Below are 20,397 nucleotides of genomic sequence, written 5' to 3'. Positions count from 1 at the left end.
TCCCCGCCAGGCCGGTTTCCCGGCTGCCCCCGGGCCGGTCCATCCCGTACATTCGGCAGTGGCGGCAGGGCTTCCCGCTCCCCCATCCACCCGGACGACACCGGTCCTGACGAGGGCACGACGCGCCGCCGTGCGGGCGCGCGTCACGGCCCCGGGCAGCGGCCGGCGACCGGAGCGGTCACGGGTGGCCGCGGAGCACCGCGTGCGGCGGTGCCCGCCCTGCCGACGCCGCGGCGGTCGGCGCGGCCGCCGTACCCACCCTCGAAAGGCACCACGGATGACGACTTCACTGACGGAGCACGTGCCACCCACCGGCCGGGAACGGGTCTGGGAGGCCGGCAGCGCACCGGCGGGGCGCCCCGCCTGGGTGCAGGTGTGGACGGAGGGCGGCTGGCTGCCGGTCTGCCGCTACGACGCCCTGGAGACCGGCCGCGGGCTGGCCGTCCGGGTGGTCGAGCGGGAGGTCGCGGTCTTCCGCGACGACACCGGCCGGGTGCACGCCCTGGACAACGTCGACCCGCTCGGCGGCGACGCGGACGTCTCGCACGGCCGGCTCGCCGACCGCGGCGACCGCACGGTCGTCGCCACGGCGCCCGGCCGGCACTTCGCGCTGGACACCGGCGAGTGCCTGCAGGCGCCCGGCACCGGCCTGCGCAAGCACCGGGTGCGGGTGCACTGACCGGTACTGGACACGAAGGGCCCCGCGGCGTCGGACGCCGCGGGGCCCACCCGTTCGCCGGCCGTCCGCCGGCCCCGGCTACTTCTTCTTGGCCTTGGTGTAGGCCTCGTACTCCTTGAGGACCTCGTCGGTGGGCCCGTCGAGGCGCAGCAGGCCCTGCTCCAGCCAGATCACCCGGTCGCAGGTGTCCCGGATCGACTTGTTGTTGTGGCTCACCAGGAAGACCGTGCCGGCCTCCTTGCGCAGCTCCCGGATCCGCTCCTCGCTGCGCTTCTGGAAGCGGGCGTCGCCGGTGGCCAGCGCCTCGTCGATGAGCAGCACGTCGTGCGACTTGGCCGCGGCGATGGAGAACCGCAGCCGGGCCGCCATGCCGGAGGAGTAGGTGCGCATCGGCAGCGACGCGAAGTCGTCGTTGTCGTTGATGCCGGAGAAGTCGATGATGGCCTGGGTGCGCGCCTTGACCTGCTCCGGGGTCATCCCCATGGCCAGGCCACCCAGGGCGATGTTGCGCTCGCCGGTCAGGTCGTTCATCAGCGCGGCGTTCACGCCGAGCAGCGACGGCTGGCCGTCGGTGTAGATCGCGCCCTTCTCCACCGGCAGCAGCCCGGCCACCGCGCGCAGCAGCGTGGACTTGCCGGAGCCGTTGGTGCCGATCAGGCCGATCGCCTCGCCCCGGTAGGCGGTGAAGGTGACCCCCTTGACCGCCCGCACCACCCGCACGCTGGGCCCGCCCTTGCGGGTGACCATCCGGCGCAGCGCGTTGGCGGCGCTGCCCCGGCTCCGGGCCCCGCCGTACACCCGGTAGTAGATGTGCACGTCGTCGGCGACCACCGTGGGGCGCCGCTCCTGGGGCGCCTGCCGCTCCGCCTCGGCCGCGGCCCGCGCCGCCGCCCCCGCCTCGTCCGCCACGGCCACCGCGCCGTCCGCCGCCCGCTGCTCAGCCACGTCCGTACCGCTCCTCAGCCTTCCAGAAGTACACGAACCCGCCGATGCCGACGACGAGCGCCCAGGCGGCGGCCGCTCCCCACAGCAGGCCGACCGACAGCACGCTGTCCGCCCGGTTCACCGAGTCGATCAGCGCCTCACGCATCAACTCAATGTAGGCGGCGGCCGGGTTGAGCTCCAAGCCGAGCCGCACCCAGGTGGGGGCGTCCTGGGCGAAGACCGAGATCGAGTACATGACGCCGGAGGCGTACATCCAGGTGCGCAGGATGAACGGCATCAGCTGCGACATGTCGGGCAGCTGCGCCCCGAGCCGGGCCATGATCAGCGACAGGCCGACGTTGAACAGCGACTGCAGCAGCAGCACCGGCACCGCCAGCAGCCAGTTGAAGGTCAGCGGCTCGCCGGTGGCGATCACGATCCCGCACAGCACCACCATGGAGATCAGCAGCTGCTGGAGCTGGCTGAGGGTGATGGCGATCGGCAGGGCGGCGCGCGGGAAGTGCAGGGCCCGGACCAGGCCGAGGTTGCCGGAGATCGCCTTGGTGCCCTGGAGCGCGGCCGTCTGGGTGAAGGTGAAGACGAAGACGCCGGTGATCAGGAACGCCGGGAAGTTCTCGATGTCCCGGTCGGTCTCCAGCAGCAGCCCGAAGATCAGGTAGTAGACCGCGGCGTTCAGCAGCGGCGTCAGCACCTGCCAGACCTGCCCGATGCGCGCCCCGGAGTACATCGTCAGGAGCTTGGCGTTGGAGTAGGCCTGGATGAAGTGGCGGCGCTGCCACAGCTGCCGGCAGTACTCCGCCAGGGTGGGACGGGCCCCGCTCTGCGACAGTCCGTACTTGGCGGCGAGCTCCGCCGGAGTGAGGGACTCGTCTCCCCCAGCGGGCGCGGAGGTGCCGCCGCCCCCCGCCGTCCCGTTCGGGCTTGGTTCGGTCACTGTTGACACTTTCGTCCTCAAAGGCAGTTCCGGCGTCGAGCCTTGCGCCTCCGCCCGCGCGCGGGCGGAGAGGGAGCGAGCGTACCGAGGTTCACACCACGGGTGGCCGCCCCGGACGGGTCAGCCGCCACACGGTACGCCAGGCCATCGGACGACGCGTACCGCAGGGCCTCCGCCAGCCCTCACGGAACCCGCCCCACCGGGCCCGCGGCGCCGCCGGGGGGGCCGCCGGGCCGGGGTCAGCAGGATCCACGTGCCCGGGGACGCGGAACCAGTGGCCACGGCAGGTTCCGCCGGGCCAGCCGGCCCGGTTGCGGGCGACCATGCGGTGGTACACGGCGTGCCGGCTCGGCGCGGTCGCCGGGTGCTCCAACACGATGTCCGAACGGTAGTCGATCTGCCAGCCGGCATCCAAAGCGCACCAGGCCGGATCGGTCCCCTCGTGGGCGTGGGAGAAGCCGCCGGGCAGGCCGCCGACCTGGCGTTCACTTTCGCGCCCCTCCCCCGTGTGCCGTCGCGCCGCGCCCGACCGAGACACTTCGGACAAGTGTGGGCCAACCCCTACGATTCGCCCCATGACGTGGCTTGTGACTGGAGGAACCGGCTACATCGGTAGCCATGTGGTGCGCGCCATGACCACCGCCGGGGAAGAGGTCGTGGTACTCGACGACGCCACCACCGGCCGGGACGAGCGGCTGGAGCCGGACGTGCCGCTGGTGCACGGCTCGGTGCTGGACCGGCCGCTGCTGGACCGGGTGCTGCGGTCGTACCGGGTCACCGGCGTGGTGCACATCGCGGCCCGCAAGCGGGTGGCGGAGTCGGTCGAGCGCCCGCTGTTCTACTACCGGGAGAACGTGCACGGGATGCAGACGCTGCTGGAGGCGGTGGTCGACGCCGAGGTGCGGCGCTTCGTCTTCTCCTCCAGCGCCGCGGTGTACGGGATGCCGGACGTGGACCTGGTGACCGAGGACACCCCGTGCGCCCCGGTCAACCCCTACGGCGAGACCAAGCTGGTCGGCGAGTGGATGGTGCGGGACACCGCCGCCGCCCACGTCGTCGCGTACGCCAACCTGCGGTACTTCAACGTGGCCGGCGCCGCCACCCCGGAGCTGGCGGACGTCGGGGAGTCCAACCTGGTGCCGATGATGTTCCGGCGGATCGCCGCGGGCGAGCCGCCGGTGATCTTCGGTGACGACTACCCGACGCCGGACGGCACCTGCGTGCGGGACTTCATCCACGTCGCCGACGTGGCCTCCGCGCACCTGGCCGCCGCCCGCCGGCTGCGCGCCGACCCGGCCACCGCGCTGACCCTGAACATCGGGCGCGGCGAGGGGGTGTCGGTGCGCGAGATGAGCCGCCTGATCGTCCAGGTCACCGGCCGCCCGGACCTGGAGCCGGTGGTGGCGCCGCGCCGCCCCGGGGATCCGGCCCGCGTGGTGGCCTCGGCCGACCTGATCGCCAAGGAGCTGAACTGGGCGGCGCGGCACGGGCTGCGCGAGATGGTGGCCTCGGCCTGGGAGGGGCGCCGGCTGCACGGATAGGCCCCGCGGGGCGCCCGCCCGGGAGTGACAATCGAATTCTTTTCCACCACTCCCGACCACGGACCGCGGGTAATGTCGCCATTCCAGCGAATATGACAACGAGCTTCATTGCGCGCTTGCTTCCGGAGGTATTCACACTATTGACTGGCAACTGACCGGCATCGCGGAAATGCCGCGCGGAGGAGGGGAATAACCATGGGTGGCCACAGCCACGGACACGGGCCCGGCGGTCACCACCACGGCGGCATCGCCACCGCGGCCGGCGCCCACCGCAACCGGCTCCGAGTGGTGCTCGCGCTGACACTGTCCGCGCTGGTCGCACAGGTGGTGGGGGGCCTGCTGAGCGGTTCCCTCGCCCTGCTGGCGGACGCCGGACACCTCGCCACCGACGCCATGGGGATCGCCCTGGCACTGATCGCGGTGCATTTCGCGAACAAACCGGCGACCGACGCACGGACTTTCGGGTACGCCCGGGCGGAGATCCTCGCCGCCGTCCTCAACGCCGTGGTGCTGTTCGCCGTGGGCGCCTGGATCCTGGTGCAGTCGGCGCGCCGCATCGTTGACCCGCCGGAGGTGGAATCCGGGCTCACCGTGGTGTTCGCGCTGGTCGGCCTGGTCGCCAACTGCGTCTCCATGCTGCTGCTGGTCCGCGCGCAGCGGGAGTCGCTGAACGTCCGCGGCGCCTTCCTGGAGGTGCTGGCGGACACCCTGGGCTCGGTGGCCGTGCTGGTCTCCGCCGTGCTGGTCGGGCTCACCGGGATCCACCGGATCGACCCGATCGCCTCGGCCCTGATCGGCCTGATGATCGTGCCGCGCACCTGGCGGCTGCTGCGCGAGGCGGTGGACGTGCTCCTGGAGGCCACCCCGAAGGACGTCGACCTCGCCCGGGTGCGCCAGCACATCCTGGAGCTGGACGGCGTGCTCGACGTGCACGACCTGCACGCCTGGACGGTCACCTCCGGGCTGCCGGTGCTCTCCGCGCACGTCGTGGTGGAACCCGCCGTGGCCGGCGGCGGGATCGCCGACTGCGCGGGCGGGCAGCACACCCTGCTGGACGAGCTGCACTCCTGCCTCGGCGACCACTTCGACGTCTCGCACTGCACCTTCCAGATCGAGCCGGCCGCGCACAGCAACCACGAGGGCGTCTGCCACTGACCCGGCGCGGGCCGGCCGCCGCGTGCGACGAGCACGTGTTCGTTCGCGGTCCGGGGCCGTGATGAGCGAAGATCGACGGGACGTCGTGAGGCGCCGGGGCGCCGAGGAAGGTGGCTTGTCACTGTGGGCATGCTGGAACTCGTGGACGAGGACGGTCGGACGATCGGCACGGAGGAGAAGCTCACCGCCCACCGGCCACCGGGCATGCCGCACCGGGCGTTCTCGGTGTTCCTCTTCGACGACGCCGGGCGGATGCTGCTGCAGCGGCGCGCCCAGGGCAAGTACCACTCCGCCGGGGTGTGGTCCAACACCTGCTGCGGCCACCCCTACCCCGGCGAGGCCCCGTTCGTGGCCGCCGCCCGCCGCACCTCGGAGGAGCTGGGCTCCGCCCCGGCCCTGCTGCGCGAGGCCGGCACCGTCCGCTACGACCTGCCGGACCCCAGCTCGGGCCTGGTCGAGCGGGAGTTCAACCACCTGTTCGTCGGGGTCGCCCCGCGCAGCCTCGCCCCGGATCCGGCGGAGATCGCCGAGACCACCTTCGTCACCCCGGACGAACTCGACGAACTGCGCAACAAGGAGCCGTTCTCGGTGTGGTTCCCGGTGGTCCTCGGCGGGGTCGAGCCGGTCCTGCGCGAGATGGACCTCGGCTTCCGCGCCTGATCGCACGGGGGCCGCGCCCCGTCCGGAGGATTCCGGACGGGGCGCGGCCCTCGGGTGAATGCGGGATCGATCGCTCGGTGTTGTTCCGATGCCCCGGACGGTGCGGGGCACCTCACTGCACGGCGTGCAGCGAACCCGTGGTCGTTCGGCCGGGGCGGGTCGGGACCCTCGGCAGTAACGCCCAGATCTCCTTGCCCCCCTCCACCGTGCCGTCCATGTCGCAGCTGCCACCGTGGCCCTCGGCGACGGCGCGCACCAGCAACAGCCCCCTGCCCCCCTCGCGCGCGGTGGACGCCTGGGACAGTCCGGGCACCTGCCACAACGCCCGCGGGGCCACCGGGTCACGGTCGGCCACGGCGATCCGCACGTGGTCGGGGGCGAGGCGCAGTTCCACCCGGACGTTCTCGGAGCACCTCGCCGCGTAGCGGACGGAGTTGGTGACGAGCTCGGAGACGATCAGCTGCACCGCGTCGGAGAGCTCCTCCCCCGCCGGGACGCCCCAGGCGGCCAGCGTGTCCCGGACGACGTGCCGGGCCCGGGGCACCGAGGGCTCCACCGGGGGGAGGCGGAAGCTGCACCGGCCGTGGGCGTCCATCTGGTACCGGCGGTCGACCGGCGCCGCCGCCCCCGTGGAAGCGGGAAGATCACCCTCGCAGCCGTCCATGCCGTCCATCCCGCCCTGCTCGTGGCCCCGTACGGGGGCCGTCGTGGAGCGCTCCTGCCCTGGCGGATCCTCCGCCGCGGCTCCTGTCCGTCACTGTAGGCGCACGGGAGCGCACGGGTGCATGACGACAGAAGACGGTCAATTCCGACCAATGGACGCCGCTTGCCGATCGATACGGACTGATATTCGACCGTTGATGAACGGTCTCCGCCGCGGGAGCGCCCACACCGCCGCGTGCCGGGTCAGGGCGCGAGGATGTCCAGTTCCCGCATGGCGCCCACGCAGATGTCCCGCATGGTGCGCTCGGCCCGCTCCGCCTCGCCGCAGCGCACCGCCTCGGCGACCTCCACGTGCCAGCGCACCGCCTCCGGATCCGGCTCGCTGAACATCACGTGGTGGTGGGTGCGCCCCGCCAGTACCTCGGCCACCACGTCCCCGAGCCGGGCGAACATCTCGTTGCCGGAGGCGTCGAGGATCGCGCGGTGGAAGGCGATGTCGTGCACCAGGTACTCCTGGAGGTCGCGGGCCTTGGCCGCGGCGACCATGTCCATGGCACGCTGGGTGATCCGGGCGCAGTGCTCGGGCAGCGCGTGGTCAGCCGCCAGGCCGGCGGCCGTGGGCTCGATCGCCGAACGCAGCACGGTGAGGGAGCGCAGTTGACGCGGACGGTCGGCCCCGGCGAGCCGCCAGCGGATGACCCACGGATCGAAGACGTTCCACTCGCTCGCCGGCAGGACCGTCACACCGACCCGGCGGCGCGAGGCAACCAGCCGCATGGACTCCAGGATCTTGACCGCCTCGCGCACCACCGTCCGGGACACCCCGAACCGCTCCTCGAGCTCCTCGGTGCGCAGCACGCTGCCGGGCGGGTACTCCCCGGCGACGATGGCCGGCCCGAGCGTGCCGAGCACGCGGTGGTACAGCCCCTCGGTCGCCATCTGCCGGTCCCGTCCCTTCTGCCGCGCATCAGCGTAGGGCATCCACCGAACCCATCCACCCCACACATCACATTGGTATGACTTTTTTGGTTCAGTGACTTGAATAAGTCATACCTATGGAGTTACACCTGTGGGGCCCCTCCAGCCAGCCGGCGCGAGGGACGGCCCACCCTCACTCCCGAGGCGGTGGACCGACGTTTCGACTTCCACAGTGAGGTGGGTCCACATGAGCCCGGAGACGCGCTCCCCTGCCACGACGCGGGTGATCGTCGTCATGGGGGTGTCCGGAGTCGGCAAGACCACGATCGGCCCCGCCCTGGCCGAGCGCCTGGGCGTCCCCTACGCCGAAGCCGACTCCTTCCACCCGCCGGCCAACATCGCCAAGATGTCCGCCGGCACCCCGCTGAACGACGAGGACCGCGCGCCCTGGCTGGACGCGATCGCCGACTGGGCGCGGTCCCGGCGGGGCCTCGGCGGCGTGGTGAGCTGCTCCGCCCTCAAGCGCGCCTACCGGGACCGGCTGCGCGCCACCGACCCCGACCTGTTCTTCCTCCACCTGGACGCGCCGCGCGAGGTCATCGCGGCCCGGCTGGGCGCGCGCACGGACCACTTCATGCCCACCACCCTCCTGGACTCGCAGCTGGCGACCCTGGAACGGCTGGAGGGGGACGAGGCCGGGGCGGTCGTCCGCGTGGACACCGACCCGGCGACCATCATCGAGCACAGCATCGCCGCGCTGCGGCGATCCCATTGACGGAGTAATGGCGTGACAGTTCTCAACGTCGAGCTACTGGCGGCCGGTTCCGGGAGCAGCGAGTACCTCACCGACGACTACGGCCGGCTCGGCATCGCCGTGCTCGCCGGCATCGCGGTGATCGTGCTGCTCATCACCCGCTTCCGCATGCACCCCTTCCTCGCCCTCACGCTGGGCACCGGGGTGCTCGGCGTGGTGGCCGGAGCCCCCCTGGACGCGACCATCAGCAGCTTCACCGGGGGCCTCGGCTCCACGGTGGCCGGTGTCGGCGTCCTCATCGCGCTCGGCGCGATCATCGGCAAGCTGCTCGCCGACTCCGGCGGCGCCGACCAGATCGTGGACACCATCCTGGCCCGGTCCGGTCCGCGCTCACTTCCCTGGTCGATGGCGCTGATCGCCGCGCTCATCGGACTGCCGCTGTTCTTCGAGGTCGGCATCGTCCTGCTGATCCCGGTCGTGCTGCTGATCGCCAAGCGCGGCGGGCACTCGCTGATGCGCATCGGCATCCCCGCCCTGGCCGGCCTGTCCGTGCTGCACGGCCTGGTGCCGCCGCACCCCGGCCCGCTGGCCGCCGTCGACGCCCTCGGCGCCGACCTCGGCATCACCCTCGCCCTCGGCGTGCTGATCGCCATACCCACCGTCGCGGTCGCCGGCCCGGTGTTCGCCCGGTTCGCCGACCGCTGGGTCTCGGTCACCCCGCCCGAGGGCCTGGTCCCGCAGCGCGCCTCCGCGGAACTCGACCGCCGCCCCGGCTTCGTCGCCACCGTCTCCACCGTGCTTCTGCCGGTCGTGCTGATGCTGGCCCGGGCCCTGGTCGAGATCACCATCCCGGACGAGGAGAACCTGGTCCGCCGGACCTTCGAGGTGCTCGGCTCGCCGGTCGTCGCCCTGCTCGCCGCCGTGATCGTCGGGATGTTCACCCTCGGCCGCGCGGCCGGCTTCGACCGCGCCCGGATCTCCACCACCGTGGAGCGCTCGCTGGGCCCGATCGCCGGCATCCTGCTGATCGTCGGCGCCGGCGGCGGCTTCAAGCAGACCCTGATCGACGTCGGCGTCGGCGAGATGATCCTGCACTACTCCGAGGGCTGGAACATCTCCCCGCTGCTGCTGGCCTGGCTGATCGCCGTCGCCATCCGGGTCGCCACCGGCTCCGCCACGGTCGCCACGATCTCCGCGGCCGGACTGGTCGCCCCGCTGGCCGCGGACATGTCCACCACCCACGCCGCACTGCTGGTGCTGGCCATCGGCGCCGGCTCGCTGTTCGCCTCGCACGTCAACGACGCCGGGTTCTGGCTGGTCAAGGAGTACTTCGGGATGAGCGTCGGCCAGACGCTGCGCACCTGGACCGTGATGGAGTCGATCATCTCGGTGGTCGGCCTGGTCTGCGTGCTGCTGCTCAGCCTGGTCATCTAGCGCCCGTTCCGCTCCCCCCTCGGGCGGGTGCCGGCCGCCCCCGGCCGGCACCCGCCCCCCGAACCCGCCGATCGCCGAACCCGTCCGCGCCCGAACCCCGCCCAGGAGATCCGCACCGTGTCGCACCCCCTGTTCGACGTCACCGGCCGCACCGCGCTGGTGACCGGTTCCAGCCGGGGCATCGGCCTGGCCCTGGCCCGCGGCCTGGTCCAGGCGGGCTGCGCGGTCATGCTCAACGGACGCGACCCCGAGCGGCTGGCGGCCGCCGCCGGCGAACTGGCCGAGGCCGGCCCCGGGCCGGTGCACACCGTGCCGTTCGACGTCACCGACGCGGGCTCGGTGACCGCCGGCGTGGCCCGCGCCGAGGAACTGGCCGGCCCGATCGACATCCTGGTCAACAACGCCGGGGCGCAGCTCCGCGCGCCGCTCCAGGACTTCTCCGACGGCGACTGGCACCGGCTGCTGGACACCAACCTGACCAGCGCGTTCCTGGTCGGCCGCGAGGTCGCCCGGCGGATGCTGCCGCGCGGGCACGGCAAGATCGTCAACGTCTGCTCGCTGCAGAGCGAGGTGGTCCGCCCCGGCATCGCCCCCTACGCGGCCACCAAGGGCGCGCTGAAGATGCTCACCAAGGGCATGTGCGCCGACTGGGGCCCGCACGGCATCCAGGTCAACGGCCTCGGCCCGGGCTACATCGCCACCGAGCTGACCGCCCCGCTCCGCGCCGACGAGCGGTTCGACGCCTGGGTCCGCGGCCGCACCCCGGCCGGCCGCTGGGGGCGAACCGAGGACCTGGTGGGCGCGCTGCTGTTCCTGGTCTCCCCCGCCTCGGACTTCGTCGGCGGCCAGGTGCTGTACGTGGACGGCGGCATGACCAGCGTGCTGTGAACCGGGCCACCGCACCCGGCCACCACACGGCACACCAACACCAGTGAAGGGAGCGCGCCGATGCGCGCCTGCGTGATCCACGGCCGCGGCGACCTGCGGGTGACGGGGTGGCGAACCCCCACGCCGGGCCCCGGCGACGCCGTCGTCGAGGTCGCCTACGGCGGCATCTGCGGCTCCGACCTGCACTACTGGAAGCACGGCGGCGTCGGCGACTTCACGCTGCGCGAACCGATGGTGCTCGGCCACGAGGTGGTCGGCACCGTGCTCGCGAACGACTCCGGCGCCGGCCCCGCGCCGGGCACACCGGTCGCCGTCCACCCGGCCACCCCGTGCGGGGCCTGCCCGGAGTGCCGCGCCGGCCGGGCCAACATCTGCCGGGACACCCGCTACCTGGGCAGCGCCGCACGCCTGCCGCACGTCCAGGGCGGCTTCGTCCAGCACCTGGTGGTGCCGGCGGCCCAGCTGCGCGCCCTCCCGGACGGTCTGGAGCTGCGGCCTGCGGCCCTGGCCGAGCCGCTGGCGGTGGCGCTGCACGCGGTGCGGCGGGCGGGTGACGTCGCCGGGCGCCACGTGCTGGTGACCGGCGCCGGCCCGATCGGCTGCCTGGTGGTGGCCGCCGCACGGGCGGCCGGGGCCGGCGCGGTGACCGTCTCCGACCTGCTGCCGGCGGCGCTCGCGTCGGCGACGACGGCCGGGGCGACGGCCACGGTGCGGGCGGACGACCCGTCCGCCGCCTGGCCCGCCGAGGTGGACGTCGCCGTGGAGGCCTCCGGCTCCCCGGCCGGCCTGGAGACCTGCCTGCGCCGGGTGCGGCGGGGCGGCACCGTGGTGCAGCTCGGCATGCTGCCGCCCGGATCGGTGCCGTTCGCCGGCAACCTGCTGGTGAGCCGGGAGATCGACCTGCGCGGCGCCTTCCGCTTCGACGACGAGTTCGACGACGCGCTGCGCCTGCTGGCCGCGACGCCCGCCCTGGAGGCGTTGATCACCGACGTGCTGCCGCTGGACCGCGCCGGCGACGCCTTCCGCCTGGCCGCCGACCGCACCCGCTCCTGCAAGGTGTTGCTCGAATTGGGCTCGGTTCGCCTCCGGGCCTCGTGACCGGCAAGCCTTCAGGACGGCGTGCGGAACGCGCCGAGGATGCGGCGCATGCCGAGACCGAGGCCGATCAGGGCCAGCCCGTCGACCAGCACCGCCAGGGAGAGGAAGGTGCCGATGGTGGCCAGCGCGCGGTTGGGCCACTCGGCCAGCACCAGCAGCCCGAGCAGCAGGTCGAACAGGCCGAGCAGCAGCAGCCAGACCATCGTGCGGCCGTGGGTGGTGAAGGCTCCGCCGATCCGGAAGAGTCCGCCGGCCAGGAAGAGCAGCGCGGCGAGCATCAGCAGGCCCTCGGCCACCACCGTCGGATGGCGCAGCACCACCACGCCGGCGGCGATGTTCAGCGCGGCGACCACCAGGGCCGGCCAGAAGCCCTCGCCCCGCCGGGAGCTGAGGGCCTGGACCAGGCCGACCGCCCCGCCGATCAGCAGCAGCCAGCCGAAGAGCGCCATCGAGGCCAGCCCGGCGAATCCGGCCCACAGGATCCCGACGAAGCCGGCGAGCACCGCCACCACGCCGAGCACCACGAGGACCGTGCCGGCGTTGCCCGGGGAGTCCACCGCCGCCGCCCGTTCCCCCCTCCCACGCCGCCCTTCACTCACCGTGACCACCTCCCGGTAGCTCCCGGCGTCCCGACCGGGACGCCGGGAGGCTTTTGCCCCGATGTTTCCGGTTCTCACCAATGAATCCGTTGAGGCTCGTTTTCGGGCGGATGAGGGGTGATTCACCGGATGTTGCCCGCGGATTACCAGTACGCAAATGTTATGAACCCTCACCCAGAGTTCTCGCCGCTGACCAGCGAAGACGTGTCGGCGGCACCATTCCGTCCCTCCCGGGCCCTTGTGCGGGCCGTTCCGGGCTCCCAATAATCCAAGTGCTTGACGTGATCACGCCTTACAGGGCGGGATCACGTCAACAGCGTGCGTGCCCAACAGATCGTCACAGTTCCTCCCCACCCCCCTCATGAGGAGACTCACGTGACCCTGCACAAGCCGTCCCGCAGGCGCCGCACCGCCCTCGGCTCCGCCATGGCCGCCGTGCTCGCCGCCGCCACCCTGGCCGCCCTCCCGGCCAGCTCGTCCACCGCCGCGAACATCGGCGTGGCGAGCGACGCCACCGCCCGGCTCGCCGTCAACCTCGCCGAGGACCTCGGCGAGGACGCCACCGCGGGCTCCTACCTCGGCACCAACGGCGAACTGGTGGTGACCGTCACCTCCGACGCCGCGGCCGCCGAGGTCCGGGCCGCCGGCGCGGTCCCGGAGAAGGTCGAGTACAGCGCCGAGGAGCTCGCCGCGGTGACCGCCGCCCTGGAGGCGGGTGCCAAGATCCCGGGCACCGCCTGGGCCACCGACCCGGTGACCAACCAGGTCGTCGTCTCACTCGACGAGACGGTCTCCCGCGCCGAGCGGGCCCAGGTCGAGCGGGTCACCGCCCGGTACGGCGACGCCGTCCGGGTGGAGACCGTCGCCGGCGAGTTCACCCCCACCATCGCCGGCGGCCAGGCCATCTACCGCAGCGGCGCCCGCTGCTCGCTCGGCTTCAACGCCCGCAGCAGCAGCGGCGTGTACTACGCCATCACCGCCGGCCACTGCGGCTCCACCGGCTCGGTGTGGTACAGCAACTCCGGCCTGACCAGCCGCATCGGCGCGATGTCCGGCAGCAGCTTCCCCGGCAACGACTACGCCGTCATCCGCTACGACGGCAGCGTCACCCCCGAGGGCAGCGTGTACCTGTACGGCGCCGGCTACCAGGACATCACCTCGGCCGGCACCCCGGTCGTCGGCCAGACGGTCCGGCGCAGCGGCAGCACCACGGGCGTGCGCAGCGGCACCGTGACCGCCCTGAACGCCACCGTCAACTACGCGCAGGGCTCGGTCTACGGGCTGATCCGCACCAGCGTCTGCGCCGAGCCCGGTGACAGCGGCGGCTCGCTGTTCGCCGGCACCACCGCCTACGGCATCACCTCCGGCGGCAGCGGCAACTGCTCCACCGGCGGCACCACGTACTTCCAGCCGGTCACCGAGCCGCTGAGCGTCTACGGCCTGAGCGTCTTCTAGGCCCGCGCCACTCCGGCGAGCGCCCTCCCACCAGGCGCCCTCGCCGGCCCGCCCGCCGAACCGGGACCGCCCCGCCCGGCCCCCCGGACCGGACCGGCGGTGCGCGGGACGCTCGCGACGCACCACACGGGTGGGGGTGCGCGGCCCTGGCCGGCCGCGCACCCCCACCCGCCGTCGTGTTCCCGGGCCGCGCGGCGCGAGCCCGCCCGGTCAGCCCACTCGCGCCCGCCCCCGCGGAACCGGCACCCGCTCAGGCCGTGCGGCGCGGTCGGTTGTTGCCCCAGGGGCGGCCCTGCGGGGAGAACTGGTTGGCGGAACGGGCCGCCCGGTCGTTCAGCGACTTCAGCACCCCCAGCAGCCGGGAGTGCTGTGCCCGGTCCACCGGCCCGGCCGGCACGGTGGCCCGGGGCCCGCCCTCCGGAGCCGGCAGCACCCGGTTGACCAGCCCGAGGGCCAGGGTCGTGGTGGCCGGGGCGATGCCGTGGGCCCGCACCCCCAGCTTCGCCGCCGGGGTGAGCACGATCTCCGGCCGGCCGCGCATCGCGGCCCGGACGATCCGCGCGGCCGCCCGCCCGGCGTCCATCGACAGCAGCGGCATCCCGGACAGCGCCGCGAACCAGCCGTACTCCTTGCGCGCCTGCCCGGCCAGCCGCACCTGGACGTGCGAACCCGTGCGCATCAGCCCGGGCACCGCCGTGGTGACGGTGACCCCGCTGCCCGCCAGCTCCGCCCGCAGCCCCTCGCCCAACGCCTGCACGGCGAACTTGGCGCAGCTGTACGGCAGCAGGTGCGGCACCGAGATCCGCCCGCCGATGGAGCTGATCACCAGCACCCGGCCCGCCGGCGAGCGCCGCAGGTGCGGCAGGGCCGAGCGGACCAGCCCGTAGGCGCCCCAGAAGATGGTGTCCATGGCGTCGTGGAACTCCTCGTCCGCCATGGCCTCGAACGGCCCCACCTCGATGACCCCCGCGTTGGCGACGACCATGTCGAGCCGGCCGTAGCGGTCCACCGCCGCCTCCACCAACCGGGCCGCCTCGCCGGGCCGCCGCAGGTCGCAGGCCACGGTCGCGGTCTCCACGCCCACGGCGCGCAGCGCGTCCACCGCCTCGTCCAGCTCCCCCTGCTGGCGCGCGCCGAGCACCACCCGGAAGCCGCGGCCCCCCAGCTCGCGCGCCATGCACAGGCCGAGCCCGCGGGAGCCGCCGGAGACCACCGCGACCGGCGCCGGGCCGCGGGGAACGTGCGGCGACGACCCGAGGGAGCGGGTGTGGTCGCGGACGCCCAGCAGGGGGATCAGGCTCGTCAGGGCCGCGGGTCGGATCACGGGGGCAGCACCACCTTGGGACGGTTCCTGGGTCGTTTGACCGGATCAGCCGCGGGCCGCCCGGTGGGCGCCACGGGTCCGGGGGGTCCGCCCCGGCAGCACCAGGCCGAGCAGGACCATGCCGACGCCGAGCGCGAGGTGCAGCCAGTCGTCGGCCGAGTTCAGCGGGACGAAGTTGGCCCCGCTCTCCTTGTCGATGAGCAGGCCGTACAGCCACAGCAGCAGGTACACCACGCCACCGCCGACCAGGTAGGCCCGCGCCCGGCCCGCCGTGCCGGACATCAGCAGGCCGACGATGCCGTACAGCAGGTGCACCAGGTTGTGCAGCACCGAGACCTGGAAGATCCCGAACAGTTCGGCCCGGGACTCGTGCCCGGCGAACGTCATGGTGTCGTAGTCGGTGGTGACGCCCGGGACGAAACCCAGGATGCCGACCAGCAGGAAGACGACGCTCACCAGGCGCACCACGGTGCGCAGCGCGCCGCCGGGACGGCTCTCCCGGGCGTCCGGGGTGACGGGTTCGTCGGCCATGACGGGGCCCTCGGTTCTTCGCCCCGGCGACCGCTGGGGCCGCCGGACAGGGATGGATCACGGACTCGTTGGGGCGTCGCGCGAGTACCTCGGGGGGTGGGGTCTAAACAGCACTCCATATATGGCTCGCTCGCCTACGGGGGCCTCACCCGCCGTCTTCGCCCTCCTTGCCCACCCACGGGCAGGAGGGGCCCTTCGTCGTTCCTCGCTCCGCTCGTCACTCCTCAGTCCAGACGCCGGGGCCCCCTTCGGCTCGCTCGCTGTCCGGCTGGCTGGCACGCTCCGGAGTATTGACATGCACAGAGCGTCGTTCGACGATGGGAGCGCTCCCAGCAACGGCGCGGGAGTCCAGAGGGACGCACGCCTCCCGCCGGCGCGCCCCCTCCGTCGACCGGTCACCCCCACCGGGGACGACCACCCGGCGCGACGAATCGCCTCAAGGAGATCCCGTGAAGATCAGCAAGACGAGGACACTCGGTGCCCTCGCCGCCCTGGCGGGCAGCATCTTCGTTGTCATGCCCACGCAGTCCGCCCAGGCGCACGGCGGCATGACCTACCCGGCCACCCGCACCTACGCCTGCTACGTGGACGGCCTGGCCGGCGGCGTCGGCGGCGACGTCGACCCGAAGAACCCGGCGTGTGCCGAAGCCGTCCGCATCGGCGGCAAGACCGCCCTGTGGAACTGGTTCGGCAACCTGATCAGCAACGCCGGCGGGCGGCACCAGCAGATCATCCCGAACGGCAACCTGTGCGGACCGCAGACCACCTTCGCCGGCTTCCGGCAGGGCCGCACCGACTGGCCGACCACCCAGCTCACCTCCGGCTCCAACATCACGTTCCGGTACAACGCCTGGGCGGCCCACCCGGGTACGTGGTACCAGTACGTCACCAAGGACGGCTGGAACCCGAACGAGCCGCTCGGCTGGGACGACCTGGAGCCGGTGCCGTTCGACCAGGTGACCAACCCGCCGATCAACGGCAGCGGCCCGCACGGCCGGGAGTACACCTGGAACGCCACCCTGCCCTCGGGCAAGAGCGGCTACCACATCATCTACTCGATCTGGCAGCGCTCGGACAGCCCGGAGGCGTTCTACAACTGCTCCGACGTCATCTTCCGGTGATGACGCCCGCGGTGCCGGTGGATCCCCGACCTCGCCCCTTCCCTCGGGTGTGACCCGGTAGCGGCGGCCCACCGGGTCCGGTTCCCGGTGGGCCGCCCGGTCGCACCCTCGGCCGGGCGGCCCTCAGTCGGCCGTCCGAGCGGCCACCGCCGATACCTCCGCCGACGCCTCCGCCGACGCCTGCGCCGGGGCGTCGGCCGGGGCGGTGATCCGGCCGCGGTCCATCACCACCACCTCGTCGAACTCCGGCAGCACCTCCGAACGGTGCGTCACCACCACGGTGGTGCGCCCCCGCCGGGTCCGCAGCACCGCGCGCAGCACGGCGTCGGCCATCGCCGCGTCCAGCCCCTCGGTGGGTTCGTCCAGCAGCAGCACGGGCGGATCCGCGAGCAGGGCGCGGGCCAGCAGCAGCCGCTGCCGCTGGCCTCCGGACAGCCCTCGGCCGCCCTCCCCCACCGGCGTGTCCAGGCCGTCCGGGAGGGTGGCGACCCACTCCAGCAGGCCGGCCGTCCGCAGCGCCCCGCGCAGTTCCGCCTCGCTCGCCCCGGGGCGGGCGAGGGCGAGGTTGGCGCGGATCGTGGTGGCGAACAGATGGGCGTCCTGGAACGCGCCCCGCGCCTCGGGCAGTTCGACGCTCCCCGCGTCCGGTCGCACCAGGCCGGCGACCACGCCGAGCAGCGTGCTCTTGCCCGCCCCACTGGCTCCCACGACCGCCACCGAGCGGCCCGCCGGCACGCTCCAGTCGATCCCGTCCAACGCGACCACGCCGCCGCCGTCCCCCCGCGCCGCCCCGCCGCCGGACGGCCGGAAGACCACCCGGACCCCGCGCAGCCGGATCCGCCCCGACGGGGAACGCGGCGGCGGGGCGTGCCCCGGGACCGGGGCGGTGAGCAGGGCACCGATCCGCCGGACGGCCGGGGCGAGCAGCACGTACCGCTGCGCGGCCTCGCCCAGCGGCCCGACCGCCTCGAACGCGGCCAGCGCGGTCAGGGCGAGGACGGCCAGCCGCACCTCGTCGACCCCGGAGCCGATCGCGACCAGCGTGACCGCCAGCGTCGTGGCGCCCTGGAGGAGCAGACCGGCCGCGGTGACGGCCGCCGAGACCCGCCCGGAGCGGCGCTCCAGTCGGGCCAGGGCGGCGGCCGGCCGCCCGGCCCGGGCCAGCGCCCGGGCGGTGGCGCCGCAGGCGGCGAGCTCCCAGGCGCCCTCCAGCAGGTCCAGGCCGTGCACGGCGAGCTCCGCCCGAGCCGCCGCGATCCGGTCGCCGAGCCGGCGTGCGGCGAGGGCGGCGCCGGCCGGCAGCAGCACCCCGGCGGCCAGCAGGCCCGCCGCCAGCGGCGGCCCCGCCTCCGGCAGCAGCCCGGTGACCAGCGCGGTCGCCGCGGCGCCGACGGCCAGCGCGCTCGCCGCCGGCGCCAGGCAGCGCACCAGCAGGTCCTGGACCGCCTCCACGTCGGTCACCAGCCGGGTCAGCGCCTCGCCGTCCCGTTCGCCGGCGGACCCGTGACCGGGCGCAGCGGGGTGCGCGGGGTCCGCGGGGCGCGCGGGGTCGGCCCGCAGCCGGGTCAGCGCGTCGAACACCCGGCCGCGCAGTTCCGCCACGGCGCGCAGCGCCACGTCGTGGCCGGCCAGCCGCTCGGCGTAGCGGAGGACGCCGCGGAAGACCGCGCAGCCGCGGACGGCGACGATCGCCAGGGAGAGCGCGGCGATCGGCGGCTGCTGCGCGGCGCGGGCGATCAGCCAGGCGGCGGTCGCGGTGAGCGCGAGGGCGCACAGCTCGGCGGCGGTGCCGGCGCAGGCGGCGAGCAGCAGCCGGGGCAGTCGGACGAGGCGCAGCACCGCGATCACGGGGCCTCCTCGATCCGTCCGTCCCGGAGCCGGACCACCCGGTTGGCGGCCCGGAGCAGCGCGGGCCGGTGGGCGACGAGCAGCGCGGTGCGGCGCCGCCCGGTGCCGGGCGCCCCGTCCGGCGGGCCAGCGGCGAGCAGGCCGATGGTGGAGGCGACCACGGCGGCCTCGCCGCGCGGGTCGAGGCGGGCCGTGGGCTCGTCCAGCAGGAGCAGCGGGGCGTCCCGGAGGTAGGCGCGGGCGAGCGCGAGGCGCTGGCGCTGGCCGGCGGAGAGGGTGCCGGCCCGTTCGTCGAGCAGGGTGTCGTAGCCGTCCGGCAGTTCCTGGACGAAGGCGTCGGCGGAGGCGGCGCGGGCCGCCGCGCGCACCTGGGCCTGGGTCGCGGCGGGCGCGCCGAGCCGGATGTTGTCGGCGACGGTGGCCGCGAACAGGCGGGGGCGCTGCGACACCCAGGCGAGGTGGCGCCGCCACTCGGCCGGGTCGAGCCGCGCCAGGTCCACCCCGTCCACCAGCACTCGTCCGGCGTCGGGGGTGACGAAGCCGAGCAGCAGGTGGAGGAGCGTCGACTTGCCGGCGCCGCTCGGCCCGACCACGGCGATCCGGTCGCCGGGCCGGACGACCAGTCGGACGGCGTCCAGGGCCGGGCGGTCGTGGCCGGGGAACCGGACCGTGACGTCCTCCAGGCGGATCTCCGCGGGGCCGGTCGCCGCCGGGGCGACCGCACCGGGCAGGAGGGTGGGCGCCGCCGGCCGGGCCGGCTCCCCCGTCGCCGGGCGGGCCGGTCGTTCGGTCGCCGGGCGGGCCGGACGTTCGCTCGCCCGCCGCCCACCGCTCGCGCCGACGGGCGCGGGGGCGTCCAGGATGGCGAAGGCCCGCTCGGCGGCGGCGACGCCCTCGGCTCCGGCGTGGAAGCCGCTGCCCACGGCCCGCAGCGGCCAGAACGCCTCGGGGGTCAGCAGCAGCACGACGAGCGCCACCTCCAGCTCCAGCCGGCCGTCCAGCAGCCGCAGCCCCACCGGCACCGCGACCAGGGCGACCGACAGCGAGCACACCAGCTCCAGGACCAGACCGGAGAGGAAGGCCAGCCGCAGCGCGGCCATGGTGGCCCGGCGGTGTGCCGACGCCATCGCCCGCACCACGCCGCGCTGGTGCTCGGCGCGGTCGAAGGCCCGCAGCGTGGGCAGCCCGGCGAGGACGTCCCGGAAGTGGCCGCCGAGGCGGTGCAGATGGGTCCACTGGGTACGGGTGAGGTCCCGGGTGCGCAGGCCGACCAGGACGCCGAAGACCGGCACCAGCGGCAGGGTGGCCAGCACGACCAACCCGGAGGGCGGGTCGGTGCGCAGCAGCCAGGCCAGCACCAGCGGCGGGACGACCACCGCGGTGGCGAGCTGCGGGAGGTAGCCGCCGAGGTAGGGGTCGAGGCCGTCCAGGCCCCTGGTCAGCAGGGCGCCGAACTCGCCGGAACCGCCGGCCCGCGCCTGCTCCGCCCGGGCCAGCAGCGCCGCGCGCAGCTCGGCCTTCACCCGGGCGGCGGCCGTGCGGGCCAGCGCGCCGCCGGCCCAGCCGAGGCCGGCCCGCAGGGCGACGGCCGCGGCGAGCCAGGGCAGCGGGGCGGTGTCCTGCCGGGCGACCGCCCGGGCGAGCAGCTCCGCCTGGGCGACCACCAGCACGGCCTGCGCCACGGCCGACAGCGCCAGCCCCGCCCGCACCCGCCGCGGCACCCACCCGACCACCCGCGCGCCGGCGGAACGCGTGCGCCGCCCGTCCGCCGGGGCCGCCGGGGCCTCGGCCGCCGGGGCCTCGGGTGCCTCCTCCGCCGCCTGCTCCACGGGCGCCTCCCGCACGGTCGC

At 74.3% G+C, this 20,397-nt stretch carries 19 protein-coding genes and 1 pseudogene; 10 read left to right on the top strand and 10 right to left on the bottom strand.

Features of this window, described 5'->3' with window-relative positions:
* Positions 1-277 precede the first annotated feature (277 nt).
* Positions 278-679 (top strand): nitrite reductase (NAD(P)H) small subunit, encoded by a 402-nt coding sequence (locus FHU37_RS21755; RefSeq protein ID WP_179815796.1) that lies wholly within the window; start codon positions 278-280, stop codon positions 677-679.
* A gap of 78 nt (positions 680-757) precedes the next feature.
* Here the strand turns inward: FHU37_RS21755 and FHU37_RS21750 are convergent, their stop codons facing one another.
* The 3 genes and pseudogenes from FHU37_RS21750 to FHU37_RS21740 all read right to left on the bottom strand — a co-directional run.
* Positions 758-1,510: an ABC transporter ATP-binding protein gene (locus FHU37_RS21750; protein WP_312892793.1), complete on the bottom strand. Its 753-nt coding sequence runs from the start codon at positions 1,508-1,510 to the stop codon at positions 758-760.
* 106 nt (positions 1,511-1,616) lie between these two features.
* The gene (locus tag FHU37_RS21745) at positions 1,617-2,558 is read right to left on the bottom strand and encodes an ABC transporter permease (RefSeq protein ID WP_179815795.1); all 942 of its coding nucleotides are present in this window, start codon (positions 2,556-2,558) and stop codon (positions 1,617-1,619) included.
* A gap of 91 nt (positions 2,559-2,649) precedes the next feature.
* Positions 2,650-3,039 (bottom strand): annotated as a pseudogene (locus tag FHU37_RS21740) (glycosyltransferase family 2 protein); the annotation flags it as partial.
* A 94-nt stretch (positions 3,040-3,133) separates the two neighbouring features.
* Between FHU37_RS21740 and galE the strand changes: the two are divergent.
* The 3 genes from galE to idi all read left to right on the top strand — a co-directional run bounded on the left by galE (position 3,134) and on the right by idi (position 5,914).
* Complete coding sequence (gene galE / locus FHU37_RS21735) at positions 3,134-4,099, top strand: UDP-glucose 4-epimerase GalE (protein ID WP_179815794.1); 966 nt, start codon at positions 3,134-3,136, stop codon at positions 4,097-4,099.
* Positions 4,100-4,294: 195 nt separating this feature from the next.
* Positions 4,295-5,254, top strand: coding sequence for a cation diffusion facilitator family transporter (locus tag FHU37_RS21730; protein WP_179815793.1), 960 nt, complete (start codon positions 4,295-4,297; stop codon positions 5,252-5,254).
* A 129-nt stretch (positions 5,255-5,383) separates the two neighbouring features.
* Positions 5,384-5,914, top strand: coding sequence for an isopentenyl-diphosphate Delta-isomerase (gene idi, locus FHU37_RS21725; protein ID WP_179815792.1), 531 nt, complete (start codon positions 5,384-5,386; stop codon positions 5,912-5,914).
* Positions 5,915-6,026: 112 nt separating this feature from the next.
* On the opposite strand, the gene FHU37_RS21720 is transcribed toward idi, so the two are convergent.
* Both FHU37_RS21720 and FHU37_RS21715 read right to left on the bottom strand, forming a co-directional pair.
* Positions 6,027-6,587, bottom strand: a complete 561-nt coding sequence (locus tag FHU37_RS21720; protein ID WP_246450053.1) for an ATP-binding protein — start codon at positions 6,585-6,587, stop codon at positions 6,027-6,029.
* Positions 6,588-6,820: 233 nt separating this feature from the next.
* Positions 6,821-7,558: a FadR/GntR family transcriptional regulator gene (locus FHU37_RS21715; protein ID WP_376773998.1), complete on the bottom strand. Its 738-nt coding sequence runs from the start codon at positions 7,556-7,558 to the stop codon at positions 6,821-6,823.
* Between the two features lie 184 nt (positions 7,559-7,742).
* Here FHU37_RS21715 and FHU37_RS21710 point away from each other — a divergent pair, with 184 nt between their 5' ends.
* From FHU37_RS21710 to FHU37_RS21695, 4 genes are all read left to right on the top strand, one after another.
* Positions 7,743-8,270 carry a gluconokinase gene (locus FHU37_RS21710; RefSeq protein ID WP_179815791.1) on the top strand — a complete coding sequence of 176 codons (528 nt, stop codon included), beginning with the start codon at positions 7,743-7,745 and terminating at the stop codon, positions 8,268-8,270.
* A gap of 12 nt (positions 8,271-8,282) precedes the next feature.
* On the top strand, positions 8,283-9,683 hold the full coding sequence (locus FHU37_RS21705; RefSeq protein WP_179815790.1) for a GntT/GntP/DsdX family permease: 1,401 nt from the start codon (positions 8,283-8,285) through the stop codon (positions 9,681-9,683).
* A gap of 117 nt (positions 9,684-9,800) precedes the next feature.
* A complete protein-coding gene (locus FHU37_RS21700) occupies positions 9,801-10,571 on the top strand; it encodes an SDR family oxidoreductase (RefSeq protein ID WP_179815789.1) in 771 nt (256 codons plus the stop codon).
* A 60-nt stretch (positions 10,572-10,631) separates the two neighbouring features.
* A complete protein-coding gene (locus FHU37_RS21695) occupies positions 10,632-11,669 on the top strand; it encodes an L-idonate 5-dehydrogenase (protein WP_179815788.1) in 1,038 nt (345 codons plus the stop codon).
* 11 nt (positions 11,670-11,680) lie between these two features.
* On the opposite strand, the gene FHU37_RS21690 is transcribed toward FHU37_RS21695, so the two are convergent.
* Entirely contained in the window at positions 11,681-12,268 is a 588-nt protein-coding gene (locus FHU37_RS21690) for a DUF308 domain-containing protein (protein ID WP_312892712.1), read from the bottom strand.
* Between the two features lie 375 nt (positions 12,269-12,643).
* Here FHU37_RS21690 and FHU37_RS21685 point away from each other — a divergent pair, with 375 nt between their 5' ends.
* Positions 12,644-13,723, top strand: coding sequence for a S1 family peptidase (locus FHU37_RS21685; RefSeq protein ID WP_312892711.1), 1,080 nt, complete (start codon positions 12,644-12,646; stop codon positions 13,721-13,723).
* Between the two features lie 250 nt (positions 13,724-13,973).
* Here the strand turns inward: FHU37_RS21685 and FHU37_RS21680 are convergent, their stop codons facing one another.
* On the bottom strand, positions 13,974-15,047 hold the full coding sequence (locus FHU37_RS21680) for an SDR family NAD(P)-dependent oxidoreductase (RefSeq protein ID WP_312892710.1): 1,074 nt from the start codon (positions 15,045-15,047) through the stop codon (positions 13,974-13,976).
* Between the two features lie 45 nt (positions 15,048-15,092).
* Entirely contained in the window at positions 15,093-15,578 is a 486-nt protein-coding gene (locus FHU37_RS21675; protein WP_179815787.1) for a DUF4383 domain-containing protein, read from the bottom strand.
* Between the two features lie 449 nt (positions 15,579-16,027).
* On the opposite strand from FHU37_RS21675, the gene FHU37_RS21670 reads away from it, so the two are divergent.
* Entirely contained in the window at positions 16,028-16,699 is a 672-nt protein-coding gene (locus FHU37_RS21670) for a lytic polysaccharide monooxygenase auxiliary activity family 9 protein (RefSeq protein WP_218904110.1), read from the top strand.
* 123 nt (positions 16,700-16,822) lie between these two features.
* On the opposite strand, the gene cydC is transcribed toward FHU37_RS21670, so the two are convergent.
* Positions 16,823-18,547, bottom strand: coding sequence for a thiol reductant ABC exporter subunit CydC (gene cydC / locus FHU37_RS21665; protein ID WP_179815786.1), 1,725 nt, complete (start codon positions 18,545-18,547; stop codon positions 16,823-16,825).
* Positions 18,544-20,376 (bottom strand): thiol reductant ABC exporter subunit CydD, encoded by a 1,833-nt coding sequence (cydD, locus tag FHU37_RS21660; protein ID WP_312892708.1) that lies wholly within the window; start codon positions 20,374-20,376, stop codon positions 18,544-18,546. Before cydD ends, cydC begins: the two co-directional genes overlap by 4 nt.
* Positions 20,377-20,397: the final 21 nt, after the last annotated feature.

The sequence above is a fragment of the Allostreptomyces psammosilenae genome, assembly GCF_013407765.1.
Taxonomy (GTDB): domain Bacteria; phylum Actinomycetota; class Actinomycetes; order Streptomycetales; family Streptomycetaceae; genus Allostreptomyces; species Allostreptomyces psammosilenae.
Note: the sequence above shows the minus strand (reverse complement) of the source record. Positions and strands in the feature narration are given on the sequence as shown.